Origin of the sequence: Variovorax raffinosi (assembly GCF_051216615.1) — a bacterium.
Taxonomy (GTDB): domain Bacteria; phylum Pseudomonadota; class Gammaproteobacteria; order Burkholderiales; family Burkholderiaceae_C; genus Variovorax.
In genome coordinates this window covers 322,766-349,363 of the sequence record NZ_JBPJZR010000004.1, presented here as the reverse complement: position 1 = coordinate 349,363, position 26,598 = coordinate 322,766, and the positions used below count along the sequence as shown (strand labels likewise).

General features: G+C 67.5%; 26 protein-coding genes and 1 riboswitch. Of the genes, 17 read left to right on the top strand and 9 right to left on the bottom strand.

Annotated elements, in window-relative coordinates; all coding sequences use genetic code 11:
- Positions 1-18: 18 nt before the first annotated feature.
- The 6 genes from ACSFB7_RS15780 to ACSFB7_RS15755 all read left to right on the top strand — a co-directional run bounded on the left by ACSFB7_RS15780 (position 19) and on the right by ACSFB7_RS15755 (position 5,546).
- The gene (locus ACSFB7_RS15780; RefSeq protein ID WP_435471888.1) at positions 19-468 is read left to right on the top strand and encodes a ribonuclease P protein component; all 450 of its coding nucleotides are present in this window, start codon (positions 19-21) and stop codon (positions 466-468) included.
- On the top strand, positions 465-752 hold the full coding sequence (gene yidD / locus ACSFB7_RS15775) for a membrane protein insertion efficiency factor YidD (RefSeq protein ID WP_056574909.1): 288 nt from the start codon (positions 465-467) through the stop codon (positions 750-752). Before ACSFB7_RS15780 ends, yidD begins: the two co-directional genes overlap by 4 nt.
- A complete protein-coding gene (yidC, locus tag ACSFB7_RS15770; protein WP_435471631.1) occupies positions 749-2,440 on the top strand; it encodes a membrane protein insertase YidC in 1,692 nt (563 codons plus the stop codon). Before yidD ends, yidC begins: the two co-directional genes overlap by 4 nt.
- A gap of 78 nt (positions 2,441-2,518) precedes the next feature.
- Positions 2,519-3,928, top strand: a complete 1,410-nt coding sequence (gene mnmE / locus ACSFB7_RS15765; RefSeq protein WP_435471629.1) for a tRNA uridine-5-carboxymethylaminomethyl(34) synthesis GTPase MnmE — start codon at positions 2,519-2,521, stop codon at positions 3,926-3,928.
- 100 nt (positions 3,929-4,028) lie between these two features.
- Positions 4,029-4,490 carry a Crp/Fnr family transcriptional regulator gene (locus tag ACSFB7_RS15760; protein ID WP_435471627.1) on the top strand — a complete coding sequence of 154 codons (462 nt, stop codon included), beginning with the start codon at positions 4,029-4,031 and terminating at the stop codon, positions 4,488-4,490.
- A gap of 105 nt (positions 4,491-4,595) precedes the next feature.
- Positions 4,596-5,546, top strand: a complete 951-nt coding sequence (locus ACSFB7_RS15755; RefSeq protein ID WP_435471625.1) for a zinc-ribbon domain-containing protein — start codon at positions 4,596-4,598, stop codon at positions 5,544-5,546.
- A 29-nt stretch (positions 5,547-5,575) separates the two neighbouring features.
- Here the strand turns inward: ACSFB7_RS15755 and ACSFB7_RS15750 are convergent, their stop codons facing one another.
- Positions 5,576-7,561 carry a monovalent cation:proton antiporter family protein gene (locus ACSFB7_RS15750; protein WP_435471623.1) on the bottom strand — a complete coding sequence of 662 codons (1,986 nt, stop codon included), beginning with the start codon at positions 7,559-7,561 and terminating at the stop codon, positions 5,576-5,578.
- 86 nt (positions 7,562-7,647) lie between these two features.
- On the opposite strand from ACSFB7_RS15750, the gene ACSFB7_RS15745 reads away from it, so the two are divergent.
- From ACSFB7_RS15745 to ACSFB7_RS15730, 4 genes are read left to right on the top strand one after another with little or no spacing between them, the layout of a single operon-like run.
- Entirely contained in the window at positions 7,648-8,649 is a 1,002-nt protein-coding gene (locus tag ACSFB7_RS15745; RefSeq protein ID WP_435471621.1) for a KpsF/GutQ family sugar-phosphate isomerase, read from the top strand.
- Entirely contained in the window at positions 8,649-9,197 is a 549-nt protein-coding gene (locus ACSFB7_RS15740; protein WP_435471619.1) for a KdsC family phosphatase, read from the top strand. Before ACSFB7_RS15745 ends, ACSFB7_RS15740 begins: the two co-directional genes overlap by 1 nt.
- Complete coding sequence (gene lptC / locus ACSFB7_RS15735) at positions 9,194-9,856, top strand: LPS export ABC transporter periplasmic protein LptC (protein WP_435471617.1); 663 nt, start codon at positions 9,194-9,196, stop codon at positions 9,854-9,856. The genes ACSFB7_RS15740 and lptC overlap by 4 nt, the downstream gene beginning before the upstream one ends.
- A 28-nt stretch (positions 9,857-9,884) precedes the next feature.
- On the top strand, positions 9,885-10,670 hold the full coding sequence (locus ACSFB7_RS15730; RefSeq protein ID WP_435471615.1) for an SDR family oxidoreductase: 786 nt from the start codon (positions 9,885-9,887) through the stop codon (positions 10,668-10,670).
- Between the two features lie 81 nt (positions 10,671-10,751).
- Here ACSFB7_RS15730 and ACSFB7_RS15725 read toward each other — a convergent pair whose 3' ends face one another.
- Positions 10,752-11,321 (bottom strand): RNA recognition motif domain-containing protein, encoded by a 570-nt coding sequence (locus ACSFB7_RS15725; protein ID WP_435471613.1) that lies wholly within the window; start codon positions 11,319-11,321, stop codon positions 10,752-10,754.
- A 260-nt stretch (positions 11,322-11,581) separates the two neighbouring features.
- Positions 11,582-11,761, top strand: a riboswitch (yybP-ykoY riboswitch).
- A gap of 17 nt (positions 11,762-11,778) precedes the next feature.
- On the opposite strand from ACSFB7_RS15725, the gene ACSFB7_RS15720 reads away from it, so the two are divergent.
- The 4 genes from ACSFB7_RS15720 to ACSFB7_RS15705 all read left to right on the top strand — a co-directional run bounded on the left by ACSFB7_RS15720 (position 11,779) and on the right by ACSFB7_RS15705 (position 14,821).
- On the top strand, positions 11,779-12,342 hold the full coding sequence (locus ACSFB7_RS15720) for a TMEM165/GDT1 family protein (RefSeq protein WP_435471611.1): 564 nt from the start codon (positions 11,779-11,781) through the stop codon (positions 12,340-12,342).
- Positions 12,343-12,472: 130 nt separating this feature from the next.
- Positions 12,473-13,627: a homoserine O-succinyltransferase MetX gene (gene metX / locus ACSFB7_RS15715; RefSeq protein WP_435471609.1), complete on the top strand. Its 1,155-nt coding sequence runs from the start codon at positions 12,473-12,475 to the stop codon at positions 13,625-13,627.
- Positions 13,624-14,211 (top strand): methionine biosynthesis protein MetW, encoded by a 588-nt coding sequence (gene metW / locus ACSFB7_RS15710; protein ID WP_435471607.1) that lies wholly within the window; start codon positions 13,624-13,626, stop codon positions 14,209-14,211. The genes metX and metW overlap by 4 nt, the downstream gene beginning before the upstream one ends.
- Positions 14,212-14,233: 22 nt before the next feature.
- The gene (locus ACSFB7_RS15705; RefSeq protein ID WP_435471605.1) at positions 14,234-14,821 is read left to right on the top strand and encodes an IMPACT family protein; all 588 of its coding nucleotides are present in this window, start codon (positions 14,234-14,236) and stop codon (positions 14,819-14,821) included.
- On the opposite strand, the gene ACSFB7_RS15700 is transcribed toward ACSFB7_RS15705, so the two are convergent.
- Positions 14,766-15,692: an ion transporter gene (locus ACSFB7_RS15700; RefSeq protein ID WP_435471603.1), complete on the bottom strand. Its 927-nt coding sequence runs from the start codon at positions 15,690-15,692 to the stop codon at positions 14,766-14,768. The genes ACSFB7_RS15705 and ACSFB7_RS15700 overlap by 56 nt on opposite strands.
- Positions 15,693-15,828: 136 nt before the next feature.
- Here ACSFB7_RS15700 and ACSFB7_RS15695 point away from each other — a divergent pair, with 136 nt between their 5' ends.
- Positions 15,829-16,338: a bactofilin family protein gene (locus ACSFB7_RS15695; protein WP_435471601.1), complete on the top strand. Its 510-nt coding sequence runs from the start codon at positions 15,829-15,831 to the stop codon at positions 16,336-16,338.
- A 30-nt stretch (positions 16,339-16,368) separates the two neighbouring features.
- Here the strand turns inward: ACSFB7_RS15695 and ACSFB7_RS15690 are convergent, their stop codons facing one another.
- On the bottom strand, positions 16,369-17,163 hold the full coding sequence (locus ACSFB7_RS15690) for a DUF72 domain-containing protein (RefSeq protein WP_435471600.1): 795 nt from the start codon (positions 17,161-17,163) through the stop codon (positions 16,369-16,371).
- A 91-nt stretch (positions 17,164-17,254) separates the two neighbouring features.
- On the opposite strand from ACSFB7_RS15690, the gene ACSFB7_RS15685 reads away from it, so the two are divergent.
- Complete coding sequence (locus ACSFB7_RS15685; RefSeq protein ID WP_435471598.1) at positions 17,255-18,766, top strand: M20 family metallopeptidase; 1,512 nt, start codon at positions 17,255-17,257, stop codon at positions 18,764-18,766.
- On the top strand, positions 18,763-19,614 hold the full coding sequence (locus ACSFB7_RS15680; RefSeq protein ID WP_435471596.1) for an alpha/beta hydrolase: 852 nt from the start codon (positions 18,763-18,765) through the stop codon (positions 19,612-19,614). Before ACSFB7_RS15685 ends, ACSFB7_RS15680 begins: the two co-directional genes overlap by 4 nt.
- 10 nt (positions 19,615-19,624) lie before the next feature.
- Here the strand turns inward: ACSFB7_RS15680 and ACSFB7_RS15675 are convergent, their stop codons facing one another.
- The 5 genes from ACSFB7_RS15675 to ACSFB7_RS15655 all read right to left on the bottom strand — a co-directional run bounded on the left by ACSFB7_RS15675 (position 19,625) and on the right by ACSFB7_RS15655 (position 26,582).
- A complete protein-coding gene (locus tag ACSFB7_RS15675; protein ID WP_435471594.1) occupies positions 19,625-20,800 on the bottom strand; it encodes an MFS transporter in 1,176 nt (391 codons plus the stop codon).
- Positions 20,797-23,712, bottom strand: coding sequence for a DUF4132 domain-containing protein (locus ACSFB7_RS15670; protein ID WP_435471592.1), 2,916 nt, complete (start codon positions 23,710-23,712; stop codon positions 20,797-20,799). Before ACSFB7_RS15670 ends, ACSFB7_RS15675 begins: the two co-directional genes overlap by 4 nt.
- Before the next feature lie 123 nt (positions 23,713-23,835).
- Positions 23,836-24,297 (bottom strand): YidB family protein, encoded by a 462-nt coding sequence (locus ACSFB7_RS15665; protein ID WP_435471590.1) that lies wholly within the window; start codon positions 24,295-24,297, stop codon positions 23,836-23,838.
- A gap of 101 nt (positions 24,298-24,398) precedes the next feature.
- Complete coding sequence (locus tag ACSFB7_RS15660; RefSeq protein ID WP_435471588.1) at positions 24,399-25,754, bottom strand: M20/M25/M40 family metallo-hydrolase; 1,356 nt, start codon at positions 25,752-25,754, stop codon at positions 24,399-24,401.
- A 99-nt stretch (positions 25,755-25,853) separates the two neighbouring features.
- Positions 25,854-26,582, bottom strand: a complete 729-nt coding sequence (locus ACSFB7_RS15655; RefSeq protein ID WP_435471586.1) for a 16S rRNA (uracil(1498)-N(3))-methyltransferase — start codon at positions 26,580-26,582, stop codon at positions 25,854-25,856.
- Positions 26,583-26,598 lie beyond the last annotated feature (16 nt).

Sequence of the window (26,598 nt, the reverse complement as noted above, 5' to 3'; positions counted from 1 at the left end):
GTGCCCGGCCCGGCTTCCATGCAGCGGCTCAAGACCCGCGCGCAATTCCAGGCCGTCCTCGCAGGTGCCACCGTGGCGCGCACTGCTCATTTCGCATTGCACCGTTGTGCGCTCGATCTCGCATCGAGCGCACAGCCGTTGTTCGCGTCCGACGATGTCTGGCTGGGCGCCATGGTGCCCAAGCGCTGGGCGCGTCGCGCGGTCACGCGCAACGCCATCAAGCGCCAGATCTATACCGTGAGCGCCGCGCCCGACGTCGGCCTGCCTCGTGCCGCGCATGTGGTGCGGCTGCGCGCGAGTTTCGATCGCAAGGAATTCGTGAGCGCCTCTTCGGACAAGCTCAAGGCCGCCGTGCGCGCTGAACTGCAGCAACTGCTGGCGCGTGCCGCGCGCCCGCTGGCGCCGCCGCGCGAGCGTTCCGAACGTTCTTCTTCCTCCTCTTCCGCGCCCTCTTCCGGATCACCATGAAACGCCTGCTGATCGGCCTCGTGAAGGGCTATCGCCTGCTGCTGAGCCCCTGGCTCGGCCAGTCGTGCCGCTTCACGCCGACCTGCTCGGTGTATTCGATCGAGGCGCTCGAGGTGCATGGCGCGCTCAAGGGCAGCTACCTCACCCTGCACCGCATCGCGCGCTGCCAGCCCTGGTGCCAAGGCGGCCACGATCCGGTTCCACCGAAATCACAGCGTCGCACTGACAAGTCAGGATCGCTGTTTTCGTCTCTTCTCTCCTCCGACAAGAAGTCTTCGTCATGAACGATATCCGCCGCACGATCCTGTGGGTGATTTTTGGGTTCTCGCTGGTGCTGCTGTGGGACCAATGGCAGGTCTTCAACGGCAACAAGCCGACCTTCCTGCCATCGAGCAAGCCAGCCGTGGTGGCCCCTGCCCCGGGCGGCACGCCCGCTGCCAACAACGGCGTGCCCACCGCTGCCAGTGGCACCGGCGGCAACGCCGGCGCCGTGCCCACGCAAGCCGCGGCGGCCGCTCCCCGCGAGCAGGTCACCGTGACCACCGACCTGTTCAAGGCCACGATCGACAGCGAAGGCGCCACGGTCAACCACCTGGAGCTGCAGAAGTACGACGAAGCCGACCGCACCAAGCGCGTCGTGCTGTTCGAGAACGGCTCGGCGGCCACGCGCTATGTGGCGCAGACCGGCCTCCTGAACCAGGTCGACACCGGTGAGCGTTTCCCGAACCACCTGACGCCGATGACGCCGAAGGCCGGTCCGCGCGAGATGGCCGACGGCCAGAACACGCTGGAAGTGGGCTTCGAGAGCGCGCCCGTCGGCGGCCTGAAGTACATCAAGACCTACGTGTTCCACCGCGGCGACTACGTCATCGGCGTGCGCCACGAAGTGGTCAACGTGAGCGACCAGCCGCGCGAAGCCCAGCTGTACCTGCAGCTGCTGCGTCACGGCACCGTGGCCGCCGGCACCATGTTCGGCACCAACACCTTCACCGGCCCCGCTGCGTACACCAACGAGAAGAAGTTCCACAAGCTGGACTTCAAGGACATCGCCAAGGGCAAGATCGAACCGCCGCCGCCGGCCAACGACGGCTGGATCGCGATGGTGCAGCATTACTTCGCGTCGGCGTGGCTGCTCAAGGGCGACCCGGCCAGCGAACAACTGCGCCGCGAGTTCCGCGTGAAAGACCTGGGCGACAACCTCTTCACCGTGGCCATGGTGGCCACGCTGCCGAAGATCGCCCCGGGTGCCACGCAGGTCGTGAACAGTGCGCTGTTCGCCGGTCCCGAAGAAGAAAAGAAGCTCGAAGCCATCGCCCCGGGCCTGGACCTGGTGAAGGACTACGGCATCTTCGCGATCATCTCCAAGCCGCTGTACTGGCTGCTCACCCAACTGCACGGCATCCTGGGCAACTGGGGCTGGTCGATCGTGGCGCTGGTGGTGCTGCTGAAGGCGGCCTTCTACTGGCTCAACGCCAAGGCCTACGCCAGCATGGCCAAGATGAAGGCCATCAACCCCAAGATCATGGAAATGCGCGAGCGGCTGAAGGACAAGCCGCAGGAAATGCAGCAAGAAATGATGCGGATCTACAAGACCGAGAAGGTCAATCCGATGGGCGGCTGCTTCCCCATCGTGATCCAGATCCCGGTGTTCATCGCGCTCTACTGGGTGTTGCTGTCGTCGGTCGAAATGCGCCATGCACCGTGGATTCTGTGGATCACCGACCTGTCGGCACCGGACCCCTGGTACATCCTGCCGATCGTGATGACGGCCACCTCGTTGTTCCAGACCTGGCTCAACCCGACGCCACCCGATCCGATGCAGGCCAAGCTGATGTGGATCATGCCGCTCGCGTTCAGCGTGATGTTCATCTTCTTCCCGGCCGGCCTGGTGCTGTACTGGATCACGAACAACGTGCTGTCGATCGCGCAGCAGTGGTTCATCAACAAGCGGCTGGGCGTGCTGGGCAAGTAAGCCGCACGGGCTCCTCCGCCACCCGCAAAGGGCCGCATTCGCGGCCCTTTTCCTTTTTGCTGAAAGAATCGCGCTTCCATGACCTTCGCCCGCACCTCCGACCCTATCGTTGCCATCGCCACTGCCTCGGGGCGCGGCGCGGTCGGCATCGTTCGCGTGTCGGGTGCAAGGCTCGCGCCGCTGATCGATGCGATCTGCGGCCGCGCGCTCAAGCCGCGCGAAGCCACCTACCTGCCCTTTCGCGACGCGGACGGCGAGCCGGTCGACCACGGCCTGGCGATCCACTTTCCGGCGCCCCACTCCTTCACCGGCGAAGACGTGCTCGAGCTGCAGGCGCACGGCGGCACGGTCGTCTTGCAGTTGCTGCTGGCACGCTGCCTCGAAGCGGCGGCGGAATCCGATGCGATCACAGGCCGACCGCGTTTGCCCGGCCTTCGGGTGGCCGAGCCCGGCGAGTTCAGCCAGCGCGCTTTTCTCAACGGCAAGATCGACCTGGCCCAGGCCGAGGCGATCGCCGACCTGATCGACGCCAGCACCGAGGCGGCGGCACGCAGCGCCGGCCGTTCGCTGTCGGGCGCCTTCTCGCGCGAGATCCATACGCTGCGCGATGCGCTGATCAACCTGCGCATGCTGGTCGAGGCCACGCTCGACTTTCCGGAGGAAGAGATCGACTTCCTCCAGAAGGCCGATGCAGCCGGGCAACTGGTGAGGTTGCAGTCGCAATTGGCGGCCGTGCAACTGCGCGCGCGCCAGGGTGCGTTGCTGCGCGAAGGCATCAAGGTCGTGATCGCGGGGCAGCCCAATGCGGGCAAGAGTTCGCTGCTCAATGCGCTGGCCGGGGCGGAGCTGGCCATCGTGAGCGCGGTCGCGGGCACCACGCGCGACGTGGTCTCGCAAACCATCCAGATCCACGGCGTGCCGCTGCATGTGGCCGACACCGCCGGCCTGCGCGAGAGCAGCGACGAGGTCGAACAGATCGGCGTGGCGCGCGCCTGGGGCCAGATCGAAAGCGCCGATGCCGTGCTGTTCCTGCACGACCTGACGCGCGCCGAGCTGCCGGACTACGCCGCCGCCGATGCCGAGATCCTGCGCGCCCTTCGGCAGAAGCTGCCCGCGAGCGTGCCCGTGCTCGACGTGTGGAACAAGCAGGATGCAGCGCCCTCGGTCGAGCCGGCGCAGGGCATCGCGCTGTCCGCCAAGACCGGCCTGGGCATCGAGGCGCTGCGCGATCGGCTGCTTCACATGGCCGGCTGGCAGTCTGTGCCCGAGGGCGTCTACCTGGCGCGGGCGCGCCATGTGCAGGCGCTGGGCCGGGTCGAAACGCACCTTGCATTGGCCGCGGGCCATCTGGCGGCGCAGGCCCAACTGCTCGACCTGCTGGCCGAAGAGCTGCGGCTGGCGCAGAACGCGCTCAACGAGATCACGGGCGAGTTCGGTGCCGACGATCTGCTCGGCGTCATCTTTTCGCGCTTCTGTATCGGGAAATAGCGACACTTGACGACAAACGGCCGGCGAAAACGTAAACACTTGTAGCCGAACCGGATGGCCTTCGCGGATACTTCGGCACAGATGCGGGGTTGAGAAAAACATGTCCATCCAGAACCTGAGCCGCGCCATCGCGGAGAACACGAGCCTCGACGCTTTCGCGTTGACGTTCAACGTCCAGCAGTGGGAAACCCTCGCGGGCTACCTGCAACCCATCGACGCGGGCGTCGGCGACGTGCTGATCGAACAGGGCACGCCGGACCGCTCGGTGTTCTTCATCGAGAGCGGCGCCATCAGCGTGCACCGCGTCAGCAGCAAGGAGCAGATGCGCCTTGCCGTGCTCACCCCCGGCTCGGTCGTTGGCGAAGGCTCTTTCTTCTCGCGCCAGCCGCACTCGGCCAATGTGGTGGTCACCGGTGCGGGCCGCGTGTGGCGGCTCAACGCCATCCGCTTTGCGGAAATGTCGAACCGGCAGCCCAACATGGCGCTGGAAATCGCGATGGCGCTCGGCGCCGTGATCGCCAAGCGCATGGCGCACCGCTCCAAGCGCGTCGCCGTGACCTGAGGCCTGCCGCCAGCAGACCCGCGACACAGGCCATGCCAGCCCGCAGCGGCAGCAGCCGCCGCCGTTTTTCGTTTTGGACCCCCGAGAGTAGTCAGTAAGTAAGCCATGGCCTTGATCTGTCCGGACTGCAGCACGGAAAACCGTGACGGCGCGAATTTCTGCAGAAGCTGCGGCGAACCGCTGGTTGCCACGACCACCCGGATGCCCCCGGCGCCGAGCCCCGATCGCGAATGGGCCACCACGGCGCCGGCCCAGTTGCGTGCACCGACCATTCCGGCGCCGCTGTTCGATCCCGCCGAGCCCGTGTCTTCGCGCTCTTTCTTTGGCAGGGCGCCCGTCGCGCCGCCGGAGGACGAGCGAACCGTGATCGCGGCGCCCGGTGAGCCGTCGCGCGCGCCTTCGCCGCCCTCTGCGTCATCGTCGATGTCGGAGGCGGCCCGGGCCGAGAGGGCGGAAAGAAAGAAGACCCGCGTCAAGGTCCGGCGAACGGTTCCCGTCGAACGGCCGCCGCGCAAGCGCGTGATCCTGCTGTGGCTGGGTTTGCTGGTGGTGGCGTTGCTGATGATCGTTGCGGGCTGGTATGGCTACGGGACGCGCAAGGCGCCGGTGGGCGTCGAGGAAACTGCGCCGCCCGTTTCGGAGCCGGCTGCTGCCGCTGTTGTGGCACCGCCGCCAGTCGAAGCGTCGCCCGCGCCGGCAGCCGATGAACCACCTGCGCCAGCGCTGGTGCCGGCGCCCGAAGCAGAAGCGCCGCAGGCGCCTGTGGCAACGCCTTCCAAGCCCATCGTCAAACCGCGCAAGCAGGCGACGGTTGCCGCGCCGCCACCGAGCGCATCCGAACCTTCTGCCCCGCCTGTCGTGGCCGCCCCACCGCCGCCGCCCGCTCCCGCGGCTGAACCGATGGCCATGTGCGGCGACCGCAACTTCATCGCCAAGGCGCAATGCATGGCCGCCCAGTGCCTGAAGCCCGAGTACAAGGCGCATGCGCAATGCGAAGCGGTGCGCCGTCAGCAGCGCATCGAAGAAGAAAAGCGCAACCCCAGCCTGATCAACTAGCGCGCCCCCGAGGCTGCCGGGTTCGGCGCTCAGCCTTTTTGCAGGCGCTCGATGGCGATGGCCAGCGCGGTGGGTTTGCCGGACAGCACCAGCGTGTCGCCGTCCGACAGCACCGTGTCGCCGGCCGGCGTGCGGGGTTGGCCGTCGTGGCGGCGCAGGCTGGCCACGCGCACGTTCAGTGTCGGCAGCGCGATCTGTTCGAGGGTCTGGCCGATCGCGCGTGCGCCTGAGGTGAGGGTGAAGCTGTTGAGCCGCTCGTGGTCGACCTCGTCGGCCTTGTCGTCGTCGGCGCCGTGGAAGTAGCCGCGCAGCAGGTTGTAGCGGGCGTCGCGCTGGTCCTGCACGACGCGGATCACGCGGCGCATCGGCACGCCGACCAGCGCCAGCGCATGGCTGGCGAGCATCAGCGAACCTTCGATGGCCTCGGGCACCACCTCGGTCGCACCGGCGGCCTGCAGTTTTTCGAGGTCGTGGTCGTCCTGCGTGCGCACGATCACCGGCACATGCGCCGCATGGGCGCGGGTGTTGGCCAGCACCTTCATCGCGCCCGGCACGTCGAGATAGGTGACGACGACTGCGCTGGCGCGGGCCAGACCGGCCGCCATCAGGGCCTGCAGCCGCGCCGCGTCGCCGAACACTACCGAGTCGCCGGCGGCGGCGGCCTGGCGCACGCGGTCGGGGTCGAGGTCGAGCGCCATGTACGGAATGCCTTCGCGCTCGAGGATGCGCGCCAGGTTCTGGCCGCAGCGCCCGTAGCCGCAGATGATCACGTGCTTGGCGGTGTTGATGGTCTTGCGCGCGATGCTCGTCATCTGCAGTGATTGCTGCAGCCAGTCGCTGGCCACCAGCTTTCGCACGATGGCGTTGCTGTACATGATGATGAAGGGCGTGGCCAGCATCGACAGCACCATCGAGGCCAGCACCGGGTTGGCCAGCCACGGCGGCAGCAGGCTGCGCTCTTGCGCCAGCGTCAGCAGCACGAAGCCGAATTCGCCGGCCTGCGCCAGGTAGAGGCCGGTGCGCAGCGACACCCCCGAGGTGGCGCCCAGCACGCGCGCCAGCACCGTCACCAGCGCCAGCTTGAACAGCAGCGGCACCAGCAGCAGCACGCCCACCAGCATCCAGCGCTGCACCACGATGTGCCAGTCGAGCGACATGCCGACCGTGATGAAGAACAGCCCCAGCAGCACGTCGTGGAAGGGGCGGATGTCGGTCTCGACCTGGTGCTTGTATTCGGTCTCCGACACCAGCATGCCCGCGATGAAGGCGCCCAGCGCCAGGCTCAGGCCGGCCAATTCGGTCAGCCACGCCAGCCCCAGCGTGATCAGCAACACGTTCAGGATGAAGAGTTCTTCGCTGCGCCGCCGGGCCACCAGCGTGAGCCACCAGCGCATGATGCGCGGGCCGCCGTAGAGCAGCACGCCGATCAGGAAGGTGGCTTTCAGCAGCGCGAGGCCGAGCGCCTTGGCCAGCGCCTCGGGCGGCGCGCCGAGCGCGGGGATCAGCACCAGCAGCGGCACCACGGCCAGGTCCTGGAACAGCAGCACGCCCATCACGCGCTTGCCGTGCTCGCTTTCGAGCTCGAGCCGCTCGGCCATCAGCTTGACCACGATGGCGGTGCTGCTCATGGTGAGCGCGCCCGACAGCGCCAGCGTCGTCTGCCAGCCCAGGCGCCAGTTCGGCGGCAACTGCGTGGAGATGAGCAGCGCGCCGATCGTGGCGAAGGCCATCGTCAGCAGCACCTGCAGCAAGCCGAGCCCGAACACGTGCTTGCGCATGGCGCGCAGCTTGGGCAGGCTGAATTCGAGCCCGATCACGAACATCAGGAACACCACGCCGAATTCGCCCAGGTGGCGGATGCCCTCGGAGTTCTGCGCCAGCGCAAACGCATGCGGCCCGATCAGCACGCCGGCCGACAGGTAGCCCAGCATCGGCGGCAGCTTCAGCGACCGGCAGACCACCACGCCGATCACCGCGGCCAGCAGATACAACAGCGTGAGATCGAACGAAGACATAGGCGCCGATGCTAGAGCAATGTCCGTGCCCCGGGCTTCCCCGGGCCAAGAGGTTCCGGGCACCGCCCGGCCCGTAAAATCGGCCAATGAGTTCCCGCCCCGCCCCGGCCCATGTGGTCGACCCCGAAGCCATCCTCGCTCGGGCACGCGTCACCTTCGACATCGAAGCCGAAGCCGTTCTTGGCCTGAAGACCCGGGTCGGCCCGAGTTTTGTGGAAGCCGTGCGCAAGATCCTCGACGTTCGCGGCCGCGTGGTCGTGATGGGCATGGGCAAGAGCGGCCATGTCGGCCGCAAGATCGCCGCCACCCTTGCCTCCACCGGCACGCCCGCGATGTTCGTGCACCCGGCCGAGGCCAGCCACGGCGACCTCGGCATGATCAAGTCGGTCGACCTGGTGCTCGCGATTTCCAACAGCGGCGAAGTCGACGAGCTGACGGTCATCCTGCCGGTGGTCAAGCGCCAGGGCGTGCCCCTGATCGCCATGACCGGCCGCGCCGATTCCACCCTGGCGCGCCACGCCGACATCGTGATCGACGCCGGCGTTGCCAAGGAAGCCTGCCCCCTGAACCTCGCCCCCACCGCGAGCACCACCGCCCAGATGGCGATGGGCGATGCGCTGGCGGTGGCGCTGCTCGACGCGCGCGGCTTCGGCTCGGAAGACTTCGCGCGCTCGCACCCGGGCGGCGCGCTCGGGCGCAAGCTGCTCACGCATGTGAGCGACGTGATGCGCTCGGGCGACGAAGTGCCGCGCGTGCCGCCGTCCGCCACCATCAGCGAGCTGATGCGTGCCATGAGCATCAAGGGCTTCGGCGCTGCTGCCGTGGTCGAGCCGGACGGCCGCGCCTCGGGCATCTTCACCGACGGCGACCTGCGCCGACTGATCGAAGCGGGTGCAGACCTGCGCACGCCCAAGGCGGCCGATGTGATGCACCGCGACCCGCGCACCATCCGCATCGACGCGCTGGCGGTGGAAGCCGCCGAGCTGATGGAGCAATGCGGCATCACCCGGCTGTTCGTGATCGACGGCGCGGGCGTGATCGTCGGCGCGATCAACACCAACGACCTGATGCGCGCGAAGGTCATCTGATGCCGCTCGAGTTCCAGGCCGAGACCTTGCTCGCCGCGCAGGATGTGCGCATCGTGTTCTTCGACATCGATGGTGTGCTGACCGATGGCGGCGTGTACTTCACCGAGCATGGCGAAACGCTCAAGCGCTTCAGCATCCTCGACGGCTACGGCCTGAAGCTGCTGCGCAAGGCGGGCATCACGCCGGCGGTGATCACGGGTCGCGATTCCAAGCCGCTGCGCGTGCGGCTCGAAGCATTGGGCATCGAGCACGTGCGCTACGGCACCGAAGACAAGCTGCCCGCCGCCCAGGCCATGCTCGACCAACTGGGCTTCGGCTGGGCACAGGCCGCCGCCATCGGCGACGACTGGCCCGACCTGCCGGTGCTGACCCGCGTCGGCTTTGCAGCAGCGCCGGCCAATGCGCATGCCGAGGTGCGCGGCATTGCGCGCTACGTCACCAAGGCACGCGGCGGCGAAGGCGCGGCGCGCGAATTCTGCGATCTGCTTCTGACAGCCTGCGGCCAGTACCGGCCGCTGCTCGACGCTGCCATGGGCCCGAACCGATGAACGACATCAAACGCGTGTGGGACCAGGTGCGCAACGTGCTGGACCGCGCGACGATCTACCTGCCGATCATCCTGACGGCGACCGTGGCGCTGGGCACCTACTGGCTGGTGCGCAATGCGCCCAAGCTGCTGGAGCCCACCGCCAAGAGCGCGCCCACGCACGAGCCCGACTACTTCATGCGCGACTTCGTGATCAAGAACTTCCTGCCCAGCGGCGAGCTGCGCAGCGAGCTTCATGGCGTCGAAGGCCGGCACTACCCGGACACCGACACCATCGAGGTGGACAAGGTGCGCATGCGCTCCGTGTCCCCCGAAGGGCTGGTCACGCGCTCGACGGCCAACCGTGGCCTGTCGAACTCCGATGGCAGCGAAATCCAGCTGTTCGGCAATGCCATCGTCATTCGCGACCCGTCAGTGGGCGCCAATGGCAAGCCGATGCCGCGCCTGGAATTCCGTGGCGAGTTTCTGCACACCTTTCTCGACACCGAGCGCGTCACGTCGAACCAGCCGGTCACGCTTCTTCGCGGCACCGACCAGTTCACGGGCGACACGCTCGACTACGACAACCTGAGCGGCGTGGCCAACCTGAACGGCCGGGTGCGCGGCCTGCTGATGCCGTCGCCGGCGATGCTTGCAGCGCCAACGGCCAAGAAGCGTTGAAAAAGAAGAACACGAAAGCCACTCACGCATGACCACGTCTTCTCCGCTTGTTTTCATCACCGGCGCATCGAGCGGCATCGGCCAGGCCCTGGCCGCGAGCTTCAGCGACGCGGGCTATCGCCTGGCGCTGGTCGCGCGGCGCACGGCGGAAATCGAGGCATGGGCGAACGCCCGTGGGTTGAGTGCCGATCGCTATCAGATCTATAGCGCCGACGTGGCGCAGACGGACAGCATCGTGGCCGCGGGCGCTGCCTGCATCGCGCAGCAGGGACTGCCCGACGTGGTGATTGCCAATGCCGGCATCAGCGTTGGCATCGACACCGCGCAGCGTGCGGACCTCGACGTGCTGGCGCAGACCTTCGCCACCAACAACGTCGGGCTGGCGGCCACTTTCCATCCGTTCGTGGAGGCCATGAGAAAGCGTGGCAGCGGACGGCTGGTCGGCATCGCCAGCGTGGCCGCCATTCGCGGACTGCCGGGGCATGGCGCGTATTGCGCCAGCAAGGCCGGCGTGGTCGCGTACTGCGAGAGCCTGCGCGGGGAGCTGCGCAACAGCGGCGTCAAGGTCGTCACGCTCTGCCCTGGCTATATCGACACGCCGCTCACGCAAGGCAACCGCTATGGCATGCCCTTCCTGATGAAGGCCGAGGACTTCGCCGCGCAGGCGCTGCGCGCCATCGAGTCCGGCACGAGCTACCGCGTGATTCCCTGGCAGATGGGCGTGGTCGCCAAGATCATGCGCATGCTGCCCAATGCCGTGCTCGACCGGGCGGTGCAGGGCCGCGAGCGCAAGAAGCGCAGCGGCGAAGCCTGAAGAAGACAAAGCGCCAGGCGCAGATCCATTGAAAAAGGCTCCCGAGGGAGCCTTTTGTCTGTGTGCGTTGAAGCGCGGGGATCAGTAGCCGCTGTTGCCGCCACCACCGTAGCCGCCGCCACCACCACCGCTGCGGCCACCGCCGCCGCCGCCACGGGGACCAGCGCCGTAGGGGCTGCGGAAACCGCCATCGCCACCACCGCCGCCACCACCACTGCGGCCACCGCCACCGCCACCGTAGCCGCCGCCACCGGAGCGACCACCACCGCCGCCGCTGCGATCGCCACCACCACCGTAGCCACCACCGCCGCCGCCGTAGCCTCCGCCACCACCGCCGCCATAACCACCACCGCCGCCACCACCACCGTAGCCGCCGCCACCACCGCTGCGCGGAGGACGTGCTTCCATCGGACGTGCTTCATTGACGACGACGCTGCGGCCGCCCAAAGGCTGACCGTTCATGCCGGTGATGGCTGCCTGCGCTTCCGCGTCGCTGCCCATCTCGACGAAGCCGAAGCCCTTCGAGCGGCCCGTGTCGCGTTCCATCATGACCTTGGCGCTGGTCACTGCGCCGAACTGGCCGAAGGCCTGCTCGAGATCACCGTCGCGCACCGAGTAAGGCAGGTTGCCGACGTACAGTTTGTTGCCCATCAAGGGACTCCTATAAACACATCAAGAAAAGCGATGGAGTCCCGAAAGCATCACTCAAACGAGAGCCGTCGAGTCGCGCGAAACTGACCGATCACCGAACTGCTTCCCCACCAAAATGAAGAGGGAGGCTCGTGCATTATGGGTGAAATATGCGAAATGCAAGCAGAAAATTGCTTCTTGCGGTAGCACTTGTCAAAACTTTAAAAGCTAGCGCACGCTTACGGAATTGAGAAGAGGTCCTTGGCGCTACAGGTAGAATCCGCCCCGTCATTGGGGAGTAGCCGCCTTCCGATTTGCGAGAAGGGCCCGCGTCAACAGACTTGTCCTGCCCCACACAGGACATGGCGCGTGCAGTGAGAACACCTGGCGAGACCTTTGACCGTGCAACTTCGGGAAATATGGCCGAAGGTGTTGCACGGTCAATTGCGTCCTTCGGCCCAAGGAACCCACGTTCATCATGGAAGCTTTTCTCGTAGCAACCGGCGTAGTTGCGCTCGCCGAAATGGGCGACAAGACCCAACTCCTGGCTCTCTTGCTCGCGGCCCGTTTCAGGAAACCCTGGCCGATCGTGCTGGGCATCTTCGCCGCCACCATCGTCAACCATGCCCTTGCGGGGGCCGTCGGCAACTACATCACGCACTGGCTGGGGCCCGAGGTTCTGCGCTGGATCCTGGGCGGCTCGTTCATCGCAATGGCGGCCTGGATGCTGATTCCCGACAAGCTCGACGATGACGACGCCCCCGGCGTCTCGCACTTCGGCGTCTTCGGCACCACGGTCGTCGCGTTCTTCCTGGCCGAGATGGGCGACAAGACGCAGATCGCCACCGTCATGCTCGCGGCCCGCTTCACCCAGGACTACTTCTGGGTCGTCGCCGGCACCACGCTGGGCATGATGCTGGCCAATGCACCGGTGGTGTGGCTGGGCGACAAGATCGTCAAGCGCGTTCCCATCAAGCTCGTGCATGGCATCTCCGCCGCGATCTTCCTGGTGCTGGGCATCATCATGATCATCGGCTGGTAGTCGTTATCCGACGGGGCGATATACTGCCCCTTGCGCCGATTTGCTTCAGCTTGCGGGCGCTTTATAAATTCAGCTAAAGACAGGCGCGGCAGACCCGGCTCGTTTTTGGCGAGGCCGGGTTTTTTCATTCATGCCGTTACCTTTGGTCGTCACTTCGCAGTCGATGCAGTTCGCGGGCCCGCTGGCCTTGCGCAGCGGCACGTCGATCAGCGACTACACACTCGCCTACGAGACCTATGGCACCTTGAACGCCGATCGCAGCAATGCGGTGCTGGTGTGCCATGCGCTCAATGCCTCGCACCACGTCGCGGGGGTCTACGAGGGCCAGGCCCGCTCCGAGGGCTGGTGGGACAACATGGTCGGGCCCGGCAAGCCGGTCGACACCGACCGCTTCTTCGTGATCGGCGTCAACAATCTCGGCTCGTGCTTCGGCTCGACCGGCCCGATGCACGTCAACCCGGCCACGGGGCAGGTCTACGGCGCCGACTTCCCGGTGGTGACGGTCGAAGACTGGGTCGACGCCCAGGCCGCGCTGCTGGACGCACTCGGCATCCGCACGCTCGCTGCCGTCATGGGCGGCAGCCTCGGCGGCATGCAGGCGCTGTCCTGGACACTGCAATACCCCGACCGCGTGCGGCACGCCGTGGTGGTGGCCAGCGCACCCAACCTCACGGCCGAGAACATCGCCTTCAACGAAGTCGCGCGCCGCGCCATCGTGACCGACCCCGACTTCCACGGCGGCCACTTCTACCAACACGGCGTGATCCCCAAGCGCGGCCTGCGCATCGCCCGCATGATCGGCCACATCACGTACCTGAGCGACGACGTGATGAACGAGAAGTTCGGCCGCATCCTGCGCAGCGCGGTCGAGGGCGAGACGGTCGGCCTCGACTACCGCTACTCCACGCAGGACGTCGAGTTCCAGATCGAAAGCTACCTGCGCTACCAGGGCGACAAGTTCAGCGAGTACTTCGACGCCAACACCTACCTGCTGATCACCCGCGCGCTCGACTACTTCGACCCGGCACGCAACCACCGCGGCCAGCTCAGCAAGGCACTGGCGCAGGCCACGGCCAAGTTCCTGCTCGTGAGCTTCAAGACCGACTGGCGCTTCTCGCCCGCGCGCAGCCGCGAACTGGTGAAGGCGCTGCTCGACAACCGCCGCAACGTGAGCTACGCCGAGATCGACGCGCCGCACGGGCACGACGCCTTCCTGCTCGACGACGTGCGCTACATGGGCGTGGTGCGCTCCTACTTCGAACGCGTGGCGCAGGAATTCCAATGAGCGACATCGACACCCAACGACTGATCGCCGCGCTGGTGCCTCAGGGCTCGCGCGTGCTCGACCTTGGCTGCGGCGACGGCGCCCTGCTCGACCTGCTGCAGCGCGAGCGCGGCTGCACCGGCTACGGCGTGGAGATTGCCGACGGCAACGTGCTGCAGTGCATCCGCCGCGGCGTTGACGTGATCCAGCTCAACCTCGACGAAGGCCTCGCGATGTTCGACGACGCTTCGTTCGACGTGGTGCTGCAGATCGACACGCTGCAGCATCTGCGCAATGCCGAGGTGATGCTGCGCGAGACCGCGCGCGTCGGCCGCATCGGCATCGTCGCCTTTCCCAATTTCGCGCACTGGCCCAACCGGCTGAGCGTGGCGCGCGGCCGCATGCCGGTGACGCGTCGCCTGCCCTACCAGTGGTACGACACGCCCAACATCCGCGTCGGCACCTTCAAGGACTTCGAGGTGCTGGCCGGCAAGAACAACCTGCGCGTGCTCGATGCCTTCGGCCTACAGGACGGGCGCGACGTGCGCTGGCTGCCGAACGCGCGCGCCAGCACGGCCGTCTTCAAGTTCGAGCGGGGCGGCTGAGCCGCGACGAGCGCTACACCGGATGAGCTTCACGCTGGCGCAGCCGGTTCACAGCGAGCTGGTCATCAAGAAGAGCCGCTTCATCGGCTGCGTGCAACCGGTGGCCGACCGGGCCGCTGCGCTGGCCGTGGTTGCCTCGCTGCGCGCCGAGCATCCTGCGGCCGCGCATGTGTGCTGGGCGCTGATGGCCGGCGGTCAATCCGCAGCCAACGATGACGGCGAACCCGGCGGCACGGCCGGCCGTCCCATGCTGGAAGTGCTGCGCCATCAGGAGATCGAAGGTTCGCTCGCCACTGTGGTGCGCTACTTCGGCGGCGTGAAGCTCGGCGCGGGCGGCCTCGTGCGGGCCTACACCGACGCCATCGCGCAGGCCCTGCTCGGCGCCACGCTCGTGCCGTTGGTGCGGCAGCGCAGCCTGCGGTGCGCGGTGCCCTATGCGCTCGAAGGACTGCTGCGGCGCGAACTCGCCGCGGTGGGCGCAGTGCTCGACGAAGTGCAGCACGGCGACGACGTGCACTTCGCCTTCACGCTCCCCGCGCCCGACGCCGATGCCTTCATCGCCCGCCTCGACGATGCTGCGCAAGGGCGCGTCGTCTGGCCGCAGGCGTAACTCGTCGCGCAGGTACGGGTACGGCGGCAGGCGGTGGCGTCATCGCCAGCACGCCGCGCGACGCCACCGGCGTCGCATCGTCGTCGGACCCGCGCCGCGCCATCTCGGCGGTCACGATGCCGGTGGGCACGGCCAGCACGCCCCAGCCCAGCAGCATCATCACCGAGGCGATCGCGCGGCCCAGGTCGGTCTTGGGCACGAGGTCGCCGAAGCCCACCGTGGCCATGGTCGAGATGGCCCAGTAGATCGCCACCGGAATGCTGGTGAAGCCATGCGTCGGGCCTTCGACCACGTACATCAGCGTGCCCATCACCAGCACCACCAGCATCACGAAGCCGACGAACACGGTGATCTTCCGGCGGCTCGATGCCACCGCCAGCACCAGCGCGCGGTACTCCACCGAGTAGCGCGAGAGCTTGAAGATGCGGAACACGCGCAGCAGCCGCAGGATGCGCACGTCGATCAGGTAGGCCAGCTCGGGCGCCAGCGCCACCAGGAAGGTGGGCAGCAGCGCGAGCAGGTCGATCACGCCATAGAAGCTCAGCGCATAGCGCAGCGGCTTGTTCACGCACGACAGCCGCGCGATGTATTCGAGCGTGAAGAGGATGGTGAACACCCATTCGAGCGCATTGAACACAGGGCGCCATTGCTCGCGGATCGACTGCACGCTGTCCAGGATGACCACCAGCACGCTGGTCACGATCACCGCGATCAGCGCCAGGTCGAACAGCAGCCCGGCCCGCGTGTCGGCCTCGAAGATCACCGTGAACAGCGTGCGCCGCCATCCGCTGGCGGGCTTGTCGAAGCGGGCGTCGGTGGTGGACGAGATGGCGCGTGCAGCGCCAGCGGAGTCGGTGGTCGGGCTTGTCATCTTTGCAGGGCCTGGGTCGCGTGAGCGGCCATTGTCATGCGCGGGAGCGACTTATTCGGTTACGCTTATTGCGCAATGAAGTGCCGCAGGCCATGAGTGCGTTCTTACGATAGTCCCTTTCTTGAGGAGCTCCCCTTTGGCTACACAGTCCCCCTTTTTCGGCAAGCGTGATCGTGACACCGACTCGTTGACATCCCGCCCCGCCCCGCTGGTTGGTTCGGGCACCAATCTCTCCGGTACCCCCGTCAATCCTTCATCGCTGACCGCACAACAAGGCGGACTCGGCACCACTGCTGCCGCGGCAGCACCCGCTGCCAAGGAAGGCGGCAGCAAGCTCACCGTCGGCCCGAACATCAAGCTCAAGGGCGTCGAGATCACCGATTGCGACACCCTCGTGGTCGAAGGCTTGGTCGAAGCGACCATGGACTCGCGCCTGATGCAGATCGCCGAGCAAGGCGAGTTCAAGGGCTCGGCCGAGATCGACATCGCCGAAATCCGCGGCGTGTTCGACGGCAACCTCACCGTGCGCGAGAAGCTCGTCATTCACTCGACCGGCAAGGTCACCGGCAAGATCCGCTACGGCAAGATCGTGATCGAAGAAGGCGGCCAGCTCTCGGGCGAAATCAGCTTCGGCGCCAAGGCCTAACGCGGTCTCCGGATTGCGCGCCGTCCGGCTTCAGGCCGGCGGCGGCGTCCATCCCAGGCGCTCCAGCAAGGCACCGGCCGCGGCCGGTGCCCTTTCCTTGGCGCCATTGATAAAGTAGACGAACACGTCGCGCTTCTTCGTTGCCGATCCGGCCCATCCCTGCGCGCGCTCGGCCCAGGTGTCGAGCGCCTTCGGCCCGTAGCCGGTCTTGAGCTTCGCGTCGGCCATCATGAGCCGTGCATAGGCGAAGTCGCCTTCGGGCTCCTCGAAGGACGGAAACTTGTCGGCATCGGTGAACACCGTCGACACCTTGTGCTTCTTCGCGAGCGCCTTGTAGGCCGGCACGATGAAGCTCTCGTGCCGCACGTCCATCACGTGGCGCAGCGTGCGGCTGCCTTCCTTCCTGGGCAGCAGCTCGAGAAAGGCCTCGAAGTCTTCCGCATCGAACTGCTTGGTCGGCATGAACTGCCACACGATCGGCCCCAGCTTGTCGCCCAGCTCGACCACGCCGCTCTCGATGAAGCGCTTGATCGAATCGCCCGCGCCCGACAGCAGCTTGCGGTTGGTCGCAAAGCGCGAGGCCTTGAGCGAGAACATGAAGTCCGCCGGCGTGTCGTCGTGCCACTTCCTGAAGTGCTCGGGCTTGAAGGTGCTGTAGTAGGTGCCGTTGATCTCGATGGCGCTCACCTTGCGGCTGGCGTAGTTCAACTCCTTCGCATGCGCGAGCCCCTTGGGATAGAAGTTGTCGCGCCAGGGCTCGTAGGTCCAGCCGCCGATGCCTACCTTGATATCTGCCTTGATCCGAGTCGATGCAGTCTTGCTCACATTGCACTCCGGGTTGAGATCGCCCGCACTCTACGCGCGCTCGTTCCAAGGCGCAAAATGCGTTTTTTCGACACCCTGCGGAGACCCCCCGATGAACGCCCCCCTGCACCGCGAAATGCCCGCCGGCACGCTCGACGCCGCGCGCGCCCTCTCCGACGTCACCGCCCAATGGGACGGCGACATCGTCAGGCAACTCACCGACTACATCGCCATTCCCTCCAAGTCGCCCGGCTTCGACAAGGACTGGGCCGCCAACGGCTACCTGGAGACCGTGCTGCGCAACGCCGCCGCCTGGGTCGAGGCGCAGAAGGTCGAGGGGCTGAAGCTGGAGATCGTGCGCCTGGAAGGCCGCACGCCGGTGCTGTTCTTCGAAGTGCCGGCCACCGGCACCGACATGACCGAGACCGTGCTGATGTACGGCCACCTCGACAAGCAACCCGAATTCACCGGCTGGCGCAACGACCTCGGCCCCTGGACGCCCAAGTACGAGAACGGCCTGCTCTACGGCCGTGGCGGTGCCGACGACGGCTATGCGGTGTACGCCAGCGTTGCTGCGCTGCAGGCGCTCAAGGCTCAGGGCGTGGCGCATCCGCGCATCGTCGGCCTGATCGAGACCTGCGAGGAAAGCGGCTCCTACGACCTGCTGCCGTATGTCGACGCGCTGCGTCCGCGCCTGGGCGATGTCGAGCTGGTGATCTGCCTGGATTCCGGTGCCGGCAACTACGACCAGCTGTGGCTCACGACCTCGCTGCGCGGCATGGCCAGCGGCACGCTCAAGGTCGAGGTTCTGACCGAAGGCATCCACTCGGGCGATGCCTCGGGCCTCGTGCCGTCGAGCTTCCGCATCATGCGGCAGGTGCTCGACCGCCTCGAAGACAGCGCCACCGGGCGCCTGCTGCCCGCGAGCTTCCACTGCGAGGTGCCGGCCGACCGTCTGGCGCAAGCCAAGGCCACGGCCGCGATCCTCGGTGAAGAGGTCTACAAGCGCTTCCCGTGGGCGCACTACGACTGCGGCGGCTCGACCATGTTCGCGCTGCCGACCACCACCGACCCGGTCGAGGCGCTGCTCAACCGCACCTGGAAGCCCACGCTGTCGGTGACCGGCGCCGAAGGCTTTCCGGCGCTGAAGGACGCGGGCAACGTGCTGCGTCCATACACCGCGTTCAAGCTCTCGCTGCGCCTGCCGCCGCTGGTCGACGCGGGCGAGACGGTGCAAAAGCTCAAGGCCCTGCTCGAAGACAACGCGCCCTACCAGGCCCGCGTCACCTTCGAGAGCAACGGCGGCGCCACCGGCTGGAACGCTCCGACCATCACGCCGTGGTTCGAGGATGCGCTCAACAAGGCTTCGCGGGCGCACTTCGGCGCGTCCTGCGGCTACATCGGCCAGGGCGGCACGATCCCGCTGATGAACATGCTCAGCGCGGGCTTCCCCAAGGCGCAGATGATGGTCTGCGGCGTGCTCGGCCCCAAGAGCAACGCGCACGGCCCGAACGAGTTCCTGCACGTGCCCTATGCCAAGAAGCTGACCGCCGCCGTGGCCGAGGTGATCTCCGCACTTCCGGCCGCGCATCGCGCCGCCGCCGCGGAGCCCGTGGCGGCTTGAGCGCCCTGCCCTTGCCGCATCGCGTGTCGCTGTCCACACCGGACGGCGAAACGCTGGCGCTGCGCCGCCTGCCGGCCCCCGGCGAGCCGCGCGCGGTGGTGGTCGTGGTGCATGGGCTCGGCGAGCATGCCGGCCGCTATCACGCGCTTGCCGAAGACCTGCACGAGTGGGGCTTTGCCGTCTGGGCGCACGACCACCATGGCCACGGCGAATCGACCGGCGCGCGCGGTGGCCTGCCGAGCGAGCTGCGGCTGGTCGACGACCTCGCGCTGGTGATCGACGACGCGCGCCGCGAAAACCCCGGGCTGCCGCTGGTGCTGCTGGGCCACAGCCTCGGCGGTCTGGTCGCGGCGAGCCTGGTGGCGCGCGGTGTGCGGGCGGTCGACGGGCTGGTGCTGTCGTCGCCGGGGCTCGATCCGGGCCTGAGCGGCTTCCAGAAGGCGCTGCTCGCGGTGCTGCCGCGCATCGCGCCGAACCTGCGCGTGGGCAACGGGCTCGACGACAACTACCTCTCGCACGATCCGGCCGTGGTGCAGGCCTACCGCGACGATCCGCTCACGCACGACCGCGTCGGCAGCCGGCTCGCGCGCTTCCTTGCCTACGAAGGGGCGTCGGTGCAGCAGCACGCTGCCAACTGGCCTGTGCCGACCCTGCTTCTCTACGCGGGCGACGACCGCCTCGTGATGCCCGCCGCAAGCCGAGCGTTCGCTGCGGCAGCCGCGCCCAGCGGCATGGTCGAGGCGCATTGCTTCCCGTCGCTGTACCACGAGCTCTTCAACGAGCTGGAGGCCGCACCCGTGTTCGGGGCTTTGCGGCACTGGCTCGACCGACGCTTTCCGCCGGCCTGAACGGCAACTGTCAGATCGCGGCCGCAGCGGCGATTCGCCGTTTGCGCGCCAGCCAGACCAGCGCGATGCCCGTCAGCGCCACCGGCACCAGCGAGCCGAAGTTCAGCAACTGCCAGCCCTGTGTCGTGACCAGCACGCCCGAGGCGAACGAGGTCAACGCCAACGTGGCGAACACGCAGAAGTTGAGCGCGCCCTGCGCCCGGTCGCGCTCCTCGGGCGTATAGGCCGTGAGCGACAGGGTCGTGCTGCCGGTGAACAGAAAATTCCAGCCCACGCCCAGCAGGCACAGCGCCACGATGAAGTGATGCAGCTCGACGCCCGAGAGCGCGACTGCGATGCATCCGAGGTTGAGCGCCAGCCCCACGCCCATCACCGGCAGCGCGCCGAAACGGCGGATCAGGTGGCCGGTGAAGAAGCCCGGCGCGAACATGCCGATCACATGCCATTCGAGCACCAGCGCGGCATCTGAAAAAGGCAGGCTGCAGATCTGCATGGCAATGGGCGTGGCCGCCATCAGCAGGTTCATCACGCCATAGCCCAGCGCGCCCGATGCAGCGGCCACGATGAACACCGGCTGCCGCATGATCTCGCGCAGCGGCCGTCCGCCCGCCGCTTCCTTGCGCATCAGCGAGGCGGGAAATTCGATGAAGTGCATCACCGCCATCGACAGCAGCGCCACCGCGGCCAACGCGATGTACGCGCCCGCGAACGGCACCGGGAAGACGTTGCGCGTGACGGTTGCCAGGTTGGGCCCCGCCACCGCGCCGATGAGGCCGCCCGCCATCACCATCGAGACGGCTTTCTCGCGCCATGCCGGCGCCGCAAGCTCGGCAGCGGCGAAGCGGTAGAGCCCGGCGTTGGCGTTGTAGTAGCCCGCGACCACGGTGGCGAAGCACAGCAGCCAGAAGTTCTTCGACACCGCGGCGTAGGCGCACACCAGTGCCGATGCCACCGCCACCGCCAACCCGATCTGGAACGAGCCACGCCGTCCGAAGCGCTGCTGCGTGCGCGCCACCAGCCCGGTGCTGAGCGCGCCGCCCACCACATAACCCATCACCGGCAGCGTCGCCATCCAGCCGTGCGGCGCGATGCCCAGGCCGACCAGCCCGTTGATCGCGATGAAGGTGACGTTGTTGGTCAGGAGCAGGCCCTGGCAGATGGCCAGCAGCCAGAGGTTGCGGTTCATGGCGTGGCAGCCCGGATCACGCGGTTCAGGTCGCGCTCGATTTCGCTGAGCATGATCGGCGTGAGTTCGTCCAGGGTGGCTTCCGCGCTGTCGAGCATCACGTTGCTCACGGTCTGCAGTTCCTTGCCGTCCGGGCTGTCCTGCACGAACCAGCCTTCTTCGAGCTGCAGGCAGATCCAATGCCCGCCGGGCAGCGGCTTGTTGAAGCTGTTGACCATGCCGCCGTCGCCCACCTCGCGCTGCCAGCCGCGTGTTTCCAGGCCGAGCAGGCCGGCGTTCGATACGGAGCGGCCGGCCCAGTGGTCGAGCGCCCGGCGCGCGCGCTGCGCTTCGTCGAGCGTGAAGGTCTCGCGCATCAACTGCTCGAAGGGTTGCACCAGTTCGTAGTCGGCCAGCACCAACGCCCATGCGCCGGCCAGCGCGGGGTCGAGCGCCGCGATTTCCAGCGGATGCGGGATGCCCACGTGCCCGTCTTCGGGCAGTGCGAAGGCGTCGTCCTGCAGGTCGGTCAGCTCGCCCTCCGCGCTGACGCGGAAGGCGGCTGCCAGTTGGTCCTGCGCATCGAACAAGCCCCAGACCAGCGGCCGGCTGAAGACGCGCAGCACCGGATGGTTGGCGAAGAAGGGAACGAACTCGTCGACCGCCCAGCGGCGCTGCTCGCACATGGCGGCTTCGAGTCGCTTGAGCTGCGCGCTGGCGACGGTCTTGGCGAGCTTGCGCAGTTCCTTGAGCTGCGTGGTCGCGGCGGCGGCCTTGCCTGCGTCGTCGCTGGCGTTCGGCTTGGGCAGCGCCTTGAGCAGCTTGCCGGCGCTGTCGCGCAGCACGGGCTGGAAGTTGTCGTCCATGCGTACCTCGAAGCTGCGCGGGCCGAAGTCCAGCGACAGGCGGGCGCGCGCGTCGAGGCCGAGGTCGGGCACGGTGCGGTCGGCCAGTTGCTCCAGGCTGAGGCCGCGCTGCTCGGCCACTTCGACCAGCATGCGGTCGGCGCGGCTGCGCAGGTCGTCGTAGCGCGTTTGGCGGGCCAGTTCGCTCAGGTGCATGAGGGCGGCGTCGGTGCCGATCTCGCCCAGCATCTCAAGCGCGTCGTAGGCCCGCACGCGGTCGAGCGCGGCGCGCCACTGGCGCAGCAGGCCGAACAACTGGCGTGCGGTTTCGTCGTCGCCGAAGCGGCCCTGCAGCGCGAAGGCCCAGCGTTCCTTGCTCGGTCGGCCGTTGCCGATCCACCAAGCCAGCAATGCGCGGCCGAAGCGCGCGAAGGAGTCGGGTGTCAGCGCGGCGAGCAGCGAGCTCAGGCCGGGGTACGGCGCATCGGATTTGCTCAGCATCATGGCCATCAGCACGTCGGGCACGGCAGTCTGCGGCAGTGCGTGGCCGCTGTCTTTCAGAACGAGGCGAGGCAGCGTTGCCAGCGGCAAGGCCTTGGGCACGGTGGGCAGGCTCTCGGGCAGCACGTCCTCGGGGGCGGTGGACAGCAGCTGCGTGATGGCGCTCGCGGCTTCCGGGCCGTAGGCCTCGGCCTGTGCGTGAACCTTTTCGGCATGGCCGGCGCCCTGCAACCAGCGCAACGCGGACTGGGCGGCATCGCGTGGCGCACCGGGCTCGCCGAGCGCGGCGGGGATGAGGCCGCGTGAGGCCGCCTCCGGGTAGCGGCTCAGCCATTCGCCCGCTTCACGCCGGACCCAGCGGTTGGTGTGAAAGCCCTTCGCGACCCAGTGGGCAAGCTGGTCCCATTCGATGACCGAGACCAGCTCGAACATCGCGCGCGCGCCCTGCTTCAGGTAGCGCTGCAGGCCCGGCAGCGCGGCGGTGCCGAAGTGATGGAGCACGGGGCGGATGCGCATGGCATCGCCCATGTAGTGAGTCTCTTGCGGCATCTGCTCGAACACCGCAATGGCCATGGGGGACGGCAGTTGCCAGAGGAAGTCGGCGTGGCCCCACGTGCCCGGCGGCGGTGTCGTGAAGTCTTCCGGTTCGATGCGGCGGCCGGTCATCACCGGCTCGATCGACTCCGGCCGCAGGCCCATCAGCCACAAGGCCTGGCGGGGGGTGTCCCATGCCTGGGCGTGCGCCGGCGCGGCGGACCCGTTGCGTGCGAAGTCCGCCATCCGCTGGCCGGAATCTTCGCGTCGGGACGTGACTTCGCGCTGCAACCAGTCGGAGACCGTCTGGTCCTGCGGAACGTGCGACGGGACGGCGAGGTCGTCCCAGTGCAGCGTCGCGGGCTCGCATCGCGGGGCCAATGCCAGCGTTGGAATGGTCGGCAGCGCCTGCCGGTTCTTCCACGGTGGATGGCGCAGGAAGGCGGGCCACTCTTGCGGCGCGGCATCGGCCAATCCTTCCGAGCTGTCTTCCTGCAGGCGCTCGAGCGTCTTGCGCTGGGCGGCGTCGCAGGCGGCCTCCAGCGGTGCCTGCCATTCAGGGTTGGCGGCCAGCAGTTCCAGCACCAGCGCGGCACCGGCCTGGTGGCGCGCCGGGTTGGTGGACAGCAGTTCGCGCAGCACGAACAGCGGCCAGCGCGCCGCCTGCTTGATCAGGGCGTTCTTGCAGTCGAGGTGCTTGACCTGGGTGACGAGGAAGCGGACGACTGCGGCATCGTGGATGGCGAGCAGGTCGGCAACGGCGTCCTTGCGCGGCGCGGGGTCGAGAAGGAACAGCTCCACCGCGTCGAGCCCGTGCAGCTCGAGCATGCGCAGTCGCGCCTCGCGTCGCTGCCAGGATGAGAGGTGATGGCGCCGGAAGAAATCCAGGCTGTCGGCCAGGCTGCGTTCAGCCGAGAGCGTGCCGCCACAGTTGCGGCAGGGAGGGTCCTTGAACTGTGCCAGCGCTTCGCGCATGGCCTTGGACCACCGGACCGTGCCGTCAGGCTGCGCCTGCAGACCGTCGTCCCCCTTCGACTTGCGAGCCCCTGCCATGCCGTCCCCCGGAATTGTTGCGTGCGGGATTGTCGGCCAACGCAAGCCCGCGAAGCGGTCGAAGGCGGGCAAAAAAAAGCGCCCTCGCGGGCGCCGGAATTCTTGACGAAAGGCCGCCCTGTTTCAGGGCTGCTTGCCTTGCAGCAAACCGCTGAGCGAACCCAGCAGGTCTTCATGGTTGCCCAGGCCTTGATCGGGCACCTTGCCATGCGGCGTGAGCTGGTCGATGAGCGACGGCAGCATGGTGGCGAGCATCGGCAGCAGCGTTTGCGCATTGACGCCCAGCTTGGACGCGATGGCGGCGATGGTGTCGCTGCCCAGCGCGCTTTGCAGTTGATCGCCCGACACCGGCTGGTTTTCCCCCTTGCCGATCCACGAGCTGACCACGCTGCCCAGGCCGGCCTGCTCGAATTTCGAGACCAGCCCTCCCAGGCCGCCCTGACTTCCGTTGTTGGCGAGCAGGCCGCCCAGCGCGCCGGCCAGGCCGCCGAGATCGCCCAGCCCCCCGAGGCCTCCGCCTTGCGGCTGCTGCTGTTGTGCAGCGCCCCCTAGCACTTGACCGAGTACCGAATCGAGCAATCCCATGGCCGTTTCCTTGGTGTGTGACAGAACCGCTGGCATTTTGCGGTGCCGCGGACCGTAAGTAGAAAGTGGTGCATCCACTTCCAAACTTGCATCGTGACAAATTACTTGGTGCGCGCAGTCCGTTTGGGAAGCAATGGAGAGTTGACCCCTTGCACACCCACCAAGCCCAGCACGGTGACCAGCGAATTCTGCGCGCCTTTCCATGCATCTGTCACGTCGATCGATTCGCTCAGCGCGTGAAAGCCGGAGGCCTTGCCGCCACCGCCCACGATGATGGCCGGGATGCCCAGCGAGATCGGCACGTTGGCGTCGGTGCTGCCGCCGCGCAGCAGGGTCTTGTGGCCGAAGGCGGCGTTCGAGCGGGTCGCCGCTTCCACGATGACCGAATCGGGCGGTGTGCGGCCGCCGGGCCGGTCGCCGATCAGCTTGGTGCTGGCGCTCAGCGTCGTGACGTTCCAGCGCTTGTTCTCTTCGGCCACGGCTTCGTCGATGGCGGTGAGGATCTTCTTTTCGGTTTCCAGCAGCGAGGCCATGTCGTCCGAACGGATGTCGATGGCCATGCGGGCGTCGGGCGCGATGGTGTTGACGGACGTGCCGCCGCTCACGGTGCCGACGGTGAAGGTGGTCTTCGGAAAACTCGGCGTGCGGATGTCGGCGATCTTCGCGATGGCGCGGCCCATGCCGTGGATGGCGCTCGGTACCTGGCCGAAGGCACCGAAGCTGTGGCCGCCCGGGCCCTGGAACGTGACCTCGTAGCGATGGCTCGCGGTGCCGAGGACCAGCACGCTGCCCGGCGGGGACGGCTCCAGCCCGACCATGCCGTCGATGTCGAGATGGTCTCTAAAGATCGCCTTCATGCCGCGCAGGTTGCCCAGCTCTTCCTCGCCGACGTTGCCGACGATCATCAGGTCGCCCACGGTCTGGATCTTGTTGTCGTTCAGCACCTTGATCCACGAAAGAAGCACGGCGAGCCCGCGCGTGTCGTCGGCAATGCCGGGTGCGTACAGCCGGCCGTCGCGCTCTTTCACCTTCACGTCGGTGCCGGCGGGGAACACGGTGTCGAGGTGGGCCGAGATCAGCAGTTTCGGCCCGTGGCCGGTGCCTTTGCGCAAGCCGATCACGTTGCCTTCGGCGTCGATCTTCGCTTGGGTCAGGCCGAGCGCCTTCATGCGGGCGAGGAATGCCTCGGCGCGCTTGTGCTCCTTGAAGGGCGGTGCCTCGATCTCGGTGAGCATCTTCAGGTCGTCGACCGAGCGCTCATGGTCGGCCTTGACCGCGTCCAGCAGCTTCTGGATGGTGGGCGCGGCCATGAGCTGGGTGAACGCCTTGTCGACTTCGGGGCTGACCTGCGCGGGCGTGGGGGCGACGGCCGGACTCTGGGCGTGGACGCCCTGCACCGCGCACAAGGCGGCAAGAACGAGAGGGGCAAGGCGCAGCGCGCTGGGCAAGCGGGGCATGGGCAAAAGTCCTTCTTTTGTATTAACCGGGTAACGATTGTTTCCCAGGTGTTCCGCAAGCGCGTCGCGGAAAACACTCACCCTTTCGCCTCGCTCTGCCTAGAGTCCGGCGAGCGACACCAGTGCGGCCAAGGCGGCGGTTTCGGCGCGCAACACACGCGAGCCGAGCGTGACCGGAGCAAAGCCACGGGCGATGGCCTCCTGCTCCTCGCTGCCGCTCAGGCCGCCTTCGGGGCCGCTCAGCACGAGCACGCCGTGGGCGTTCGGCGCGATGTCGGCGATCCGGCGTGTGCCTTCGGCAAGGCTCAGGATGAGGCGCACGGCCTCGGTGTTGGCGCCTTGCGCATCGATCCAGCCCGAAGCACCCGAGAACGAGCGCACCGGATGGATCACCGGCACGCGGTTGCGGCCGCACTGCTCGCAGGCCGCGACCGCGATGGCTTCCCAGTGCGCCCGCTTCTTCTCGGCGCGCTCGCCCGACAGGCGCAGCACGCCGTGGGCGGTGGCCAGCGGCTGGATGCTCGCCACGCCCAGCTCGGTGGCCTTCTCGACCAGCCAGTCCATGCGCTCGTTGGCCGGCATGCCGACCGCGAGGTGCACGGCGCGCGGCGCCTCGCGCTCCATCGCCAGATGGGCGCCGACCATCACCGAGACATCGCTGCGCCCCATGCGCTCGACCGTGGCCGCGTACTCGCCGCCCGCGCCATCGAACAGGGTGAGCGCGTCGCCGGGCTGCATCCGCAGTACCTGCACGTGGCGCGCGGCACCGGGCGGCAAGGCCAGGCTGGCGCCGGCGGTCAGCGGGATGGAACAGTGAAAACGGGGCATGCTATGAAATAAGGAG

Excerpts from the sequence above, each read along its gene's own strand:
- ACSFB7_RS15780 (WP_435471888.1), top strand. The coding sequence starts at position 19 with ATGCAGCGGCTCAAGACCCGCGCGCAATTCCAGGCCGTCCTCGCAGGT.
- yidD (WP_056574909.1), top strand. The coding sequence starts at position 465 with ATGAAACGCCTGCTGATCGGCCTCGTGAAGGGCTATCGCCTGCTGCTG.
- yidC (WP_435471631.1), top strand. The coding sequence starts at position 749 with ATGAACGATATCCGCCGCACGATCCTGTGGGTGATTTTTGGGTTCTCG.
- mnmE (WP_435471629.1), top strand. The coding sequence starts at position 2,519 with ATGACCTTCGCCCGCACCTCCGACCCTATCGTTGCCATCGCCACTGCC.
- ACSFB7_RS15760 (WP_435471627.1), top strand. The coding sequence starts at position 4,029 with ATGTCCATCCAGAACCTGAGCCGCGCCATCGCGGAGAACACGAGCCTC.
- ACSFB7_RS15755 (WP_435471625.1), top strand. The coding sequence starts at position 4,596 with ATGGCCTTGATCTGTCCGGACTGCAGCACGGAAAACCGTGACGGCGCG.
- ACSFB7_RS15750 (WP_435471623.1), bottom strand. The coding sequence starts at position 7,561 with ATGTCTTCGTTCGATCTCACGCTGTTGTATCTGCTGGCCGCGGTGATC.
- ACSFB7_RS15745 (WP_435471621.1), top strand. The coding sequence starts at position 7,648 with ATGAGTTCCCGCCCCGCCCCGGCCCATGTGGTCGACCCCGAAGCCATC.
- ACSFB7_RS15740 (WP_435471619.1), top strand. The coding sequence starts at position 8,649 with ATGCCGCTCGAGTTCCAGGCCGAGACCTTGCTCGCCGCGCAGGATGTG.
- lptC (WP_435471617.1), top strand. The coding sequence starts at position 9,194 with ATGAACGACATCAAACGCGTGTGGGACCAGGTGCGCAACGTGCTGGAC.
- ACSFB7_RS15730 (WP_435471615.1), top strand. The coding sequence starts at position 9,885 with ATGACCACGTCTTCTCCGCTTGTTTTCATCACCGGCGCATCGAGCGGC.
- ACSFB7_RS15725 (WP_435471613.1), bottom strand. The coding sequence starts at position 11,321 with ATGGGCAACAAACTGTACGTCGGCAACCTGCCTTACTCGGTGCGCGAC.
- ACSFB7_RS15720 (WP_435471611.1), top strand. The coding sequence starts at position 11,779 with ATGGAAGCTTTTCTCGTAGCAACCGGCGTAGTTGCGCTCGCCGAAATG.
- metX (WP_435471609.1), top strand. The coding sequence starts at position 12,473 with ATGCCGTTACCTTTGGTCGTCACTTCGCAGTCGATGCAGTTCGCGGGC.
- metW (WP_435471607.1), top strand. The coding sequence starts at position 13,624 with ATGAGCGACATCGACACCCAACGACTGATCGCCGCGCTGGTGCCTCAG.
- ACSFB7_RS15705 (WP_435471605.1), top strand. The coding sequence starts at position 14,234 with ATGAGCTTCACGCTGGCGCAGCCGGTTCACAGCGAGCTGGTCATCAAG.
- ACSFB7_RS15700 (WP_435471603.1), bottom strand. The coding sequence starts at position 15,692 with ATGACAAGCCCGACCACCGACTCCGCTGGCGCTGCACGCGCCATCTCG.
- ACSFB7_RS15685 (WP_435471598.1), top strand. The coding sequence starts at position 17,255 with ATGAACGCCCCCCTGCACCGCGAAATGCCCGCCGGCACGCTCGACGCC.
- ACSFB7_RS15675 (WP_435471594.1), bottom strand. The coding sequence starts at position 20,800 with ATGAACCGCAACCTCTGGCTGCTGGCCATCTGCCAGGGCCTGCTCCTG.
- ACSFB7_RS15670 (WP_435471592.1), bottom strand. The coding sequence starts at position 23,712 with ATGGCAGGGGCTCGCAAGTCGAAGGGGGACGACGGTCTGCAGGCGCAG.
- ACSFB7_RS15665 (WP_435471590.1), bottom strand. The coding sequence starts at position 24,297 with ATGGGATTGCTCGATTCGGTACTCGGTCAAGTGCTAGGGGGCGCTGCA.
- ACSFB7_RS15660 (WP_435471588.1), bottom strand. The coding sequence starts at position 25,754 with ATGCCCCGCTTGCCCAGCGCGCTGCGCCTTGCCCCTCTCGTTCTTGCC.
- ACSFB7_RS15655 (WP_435471586.1), bottom strand. The coding sequence starts at position 26,582 with ATGCCCCGTTTTCACTGTTCCATCCCGCTGACCGCCGGCGCCAGCCTG.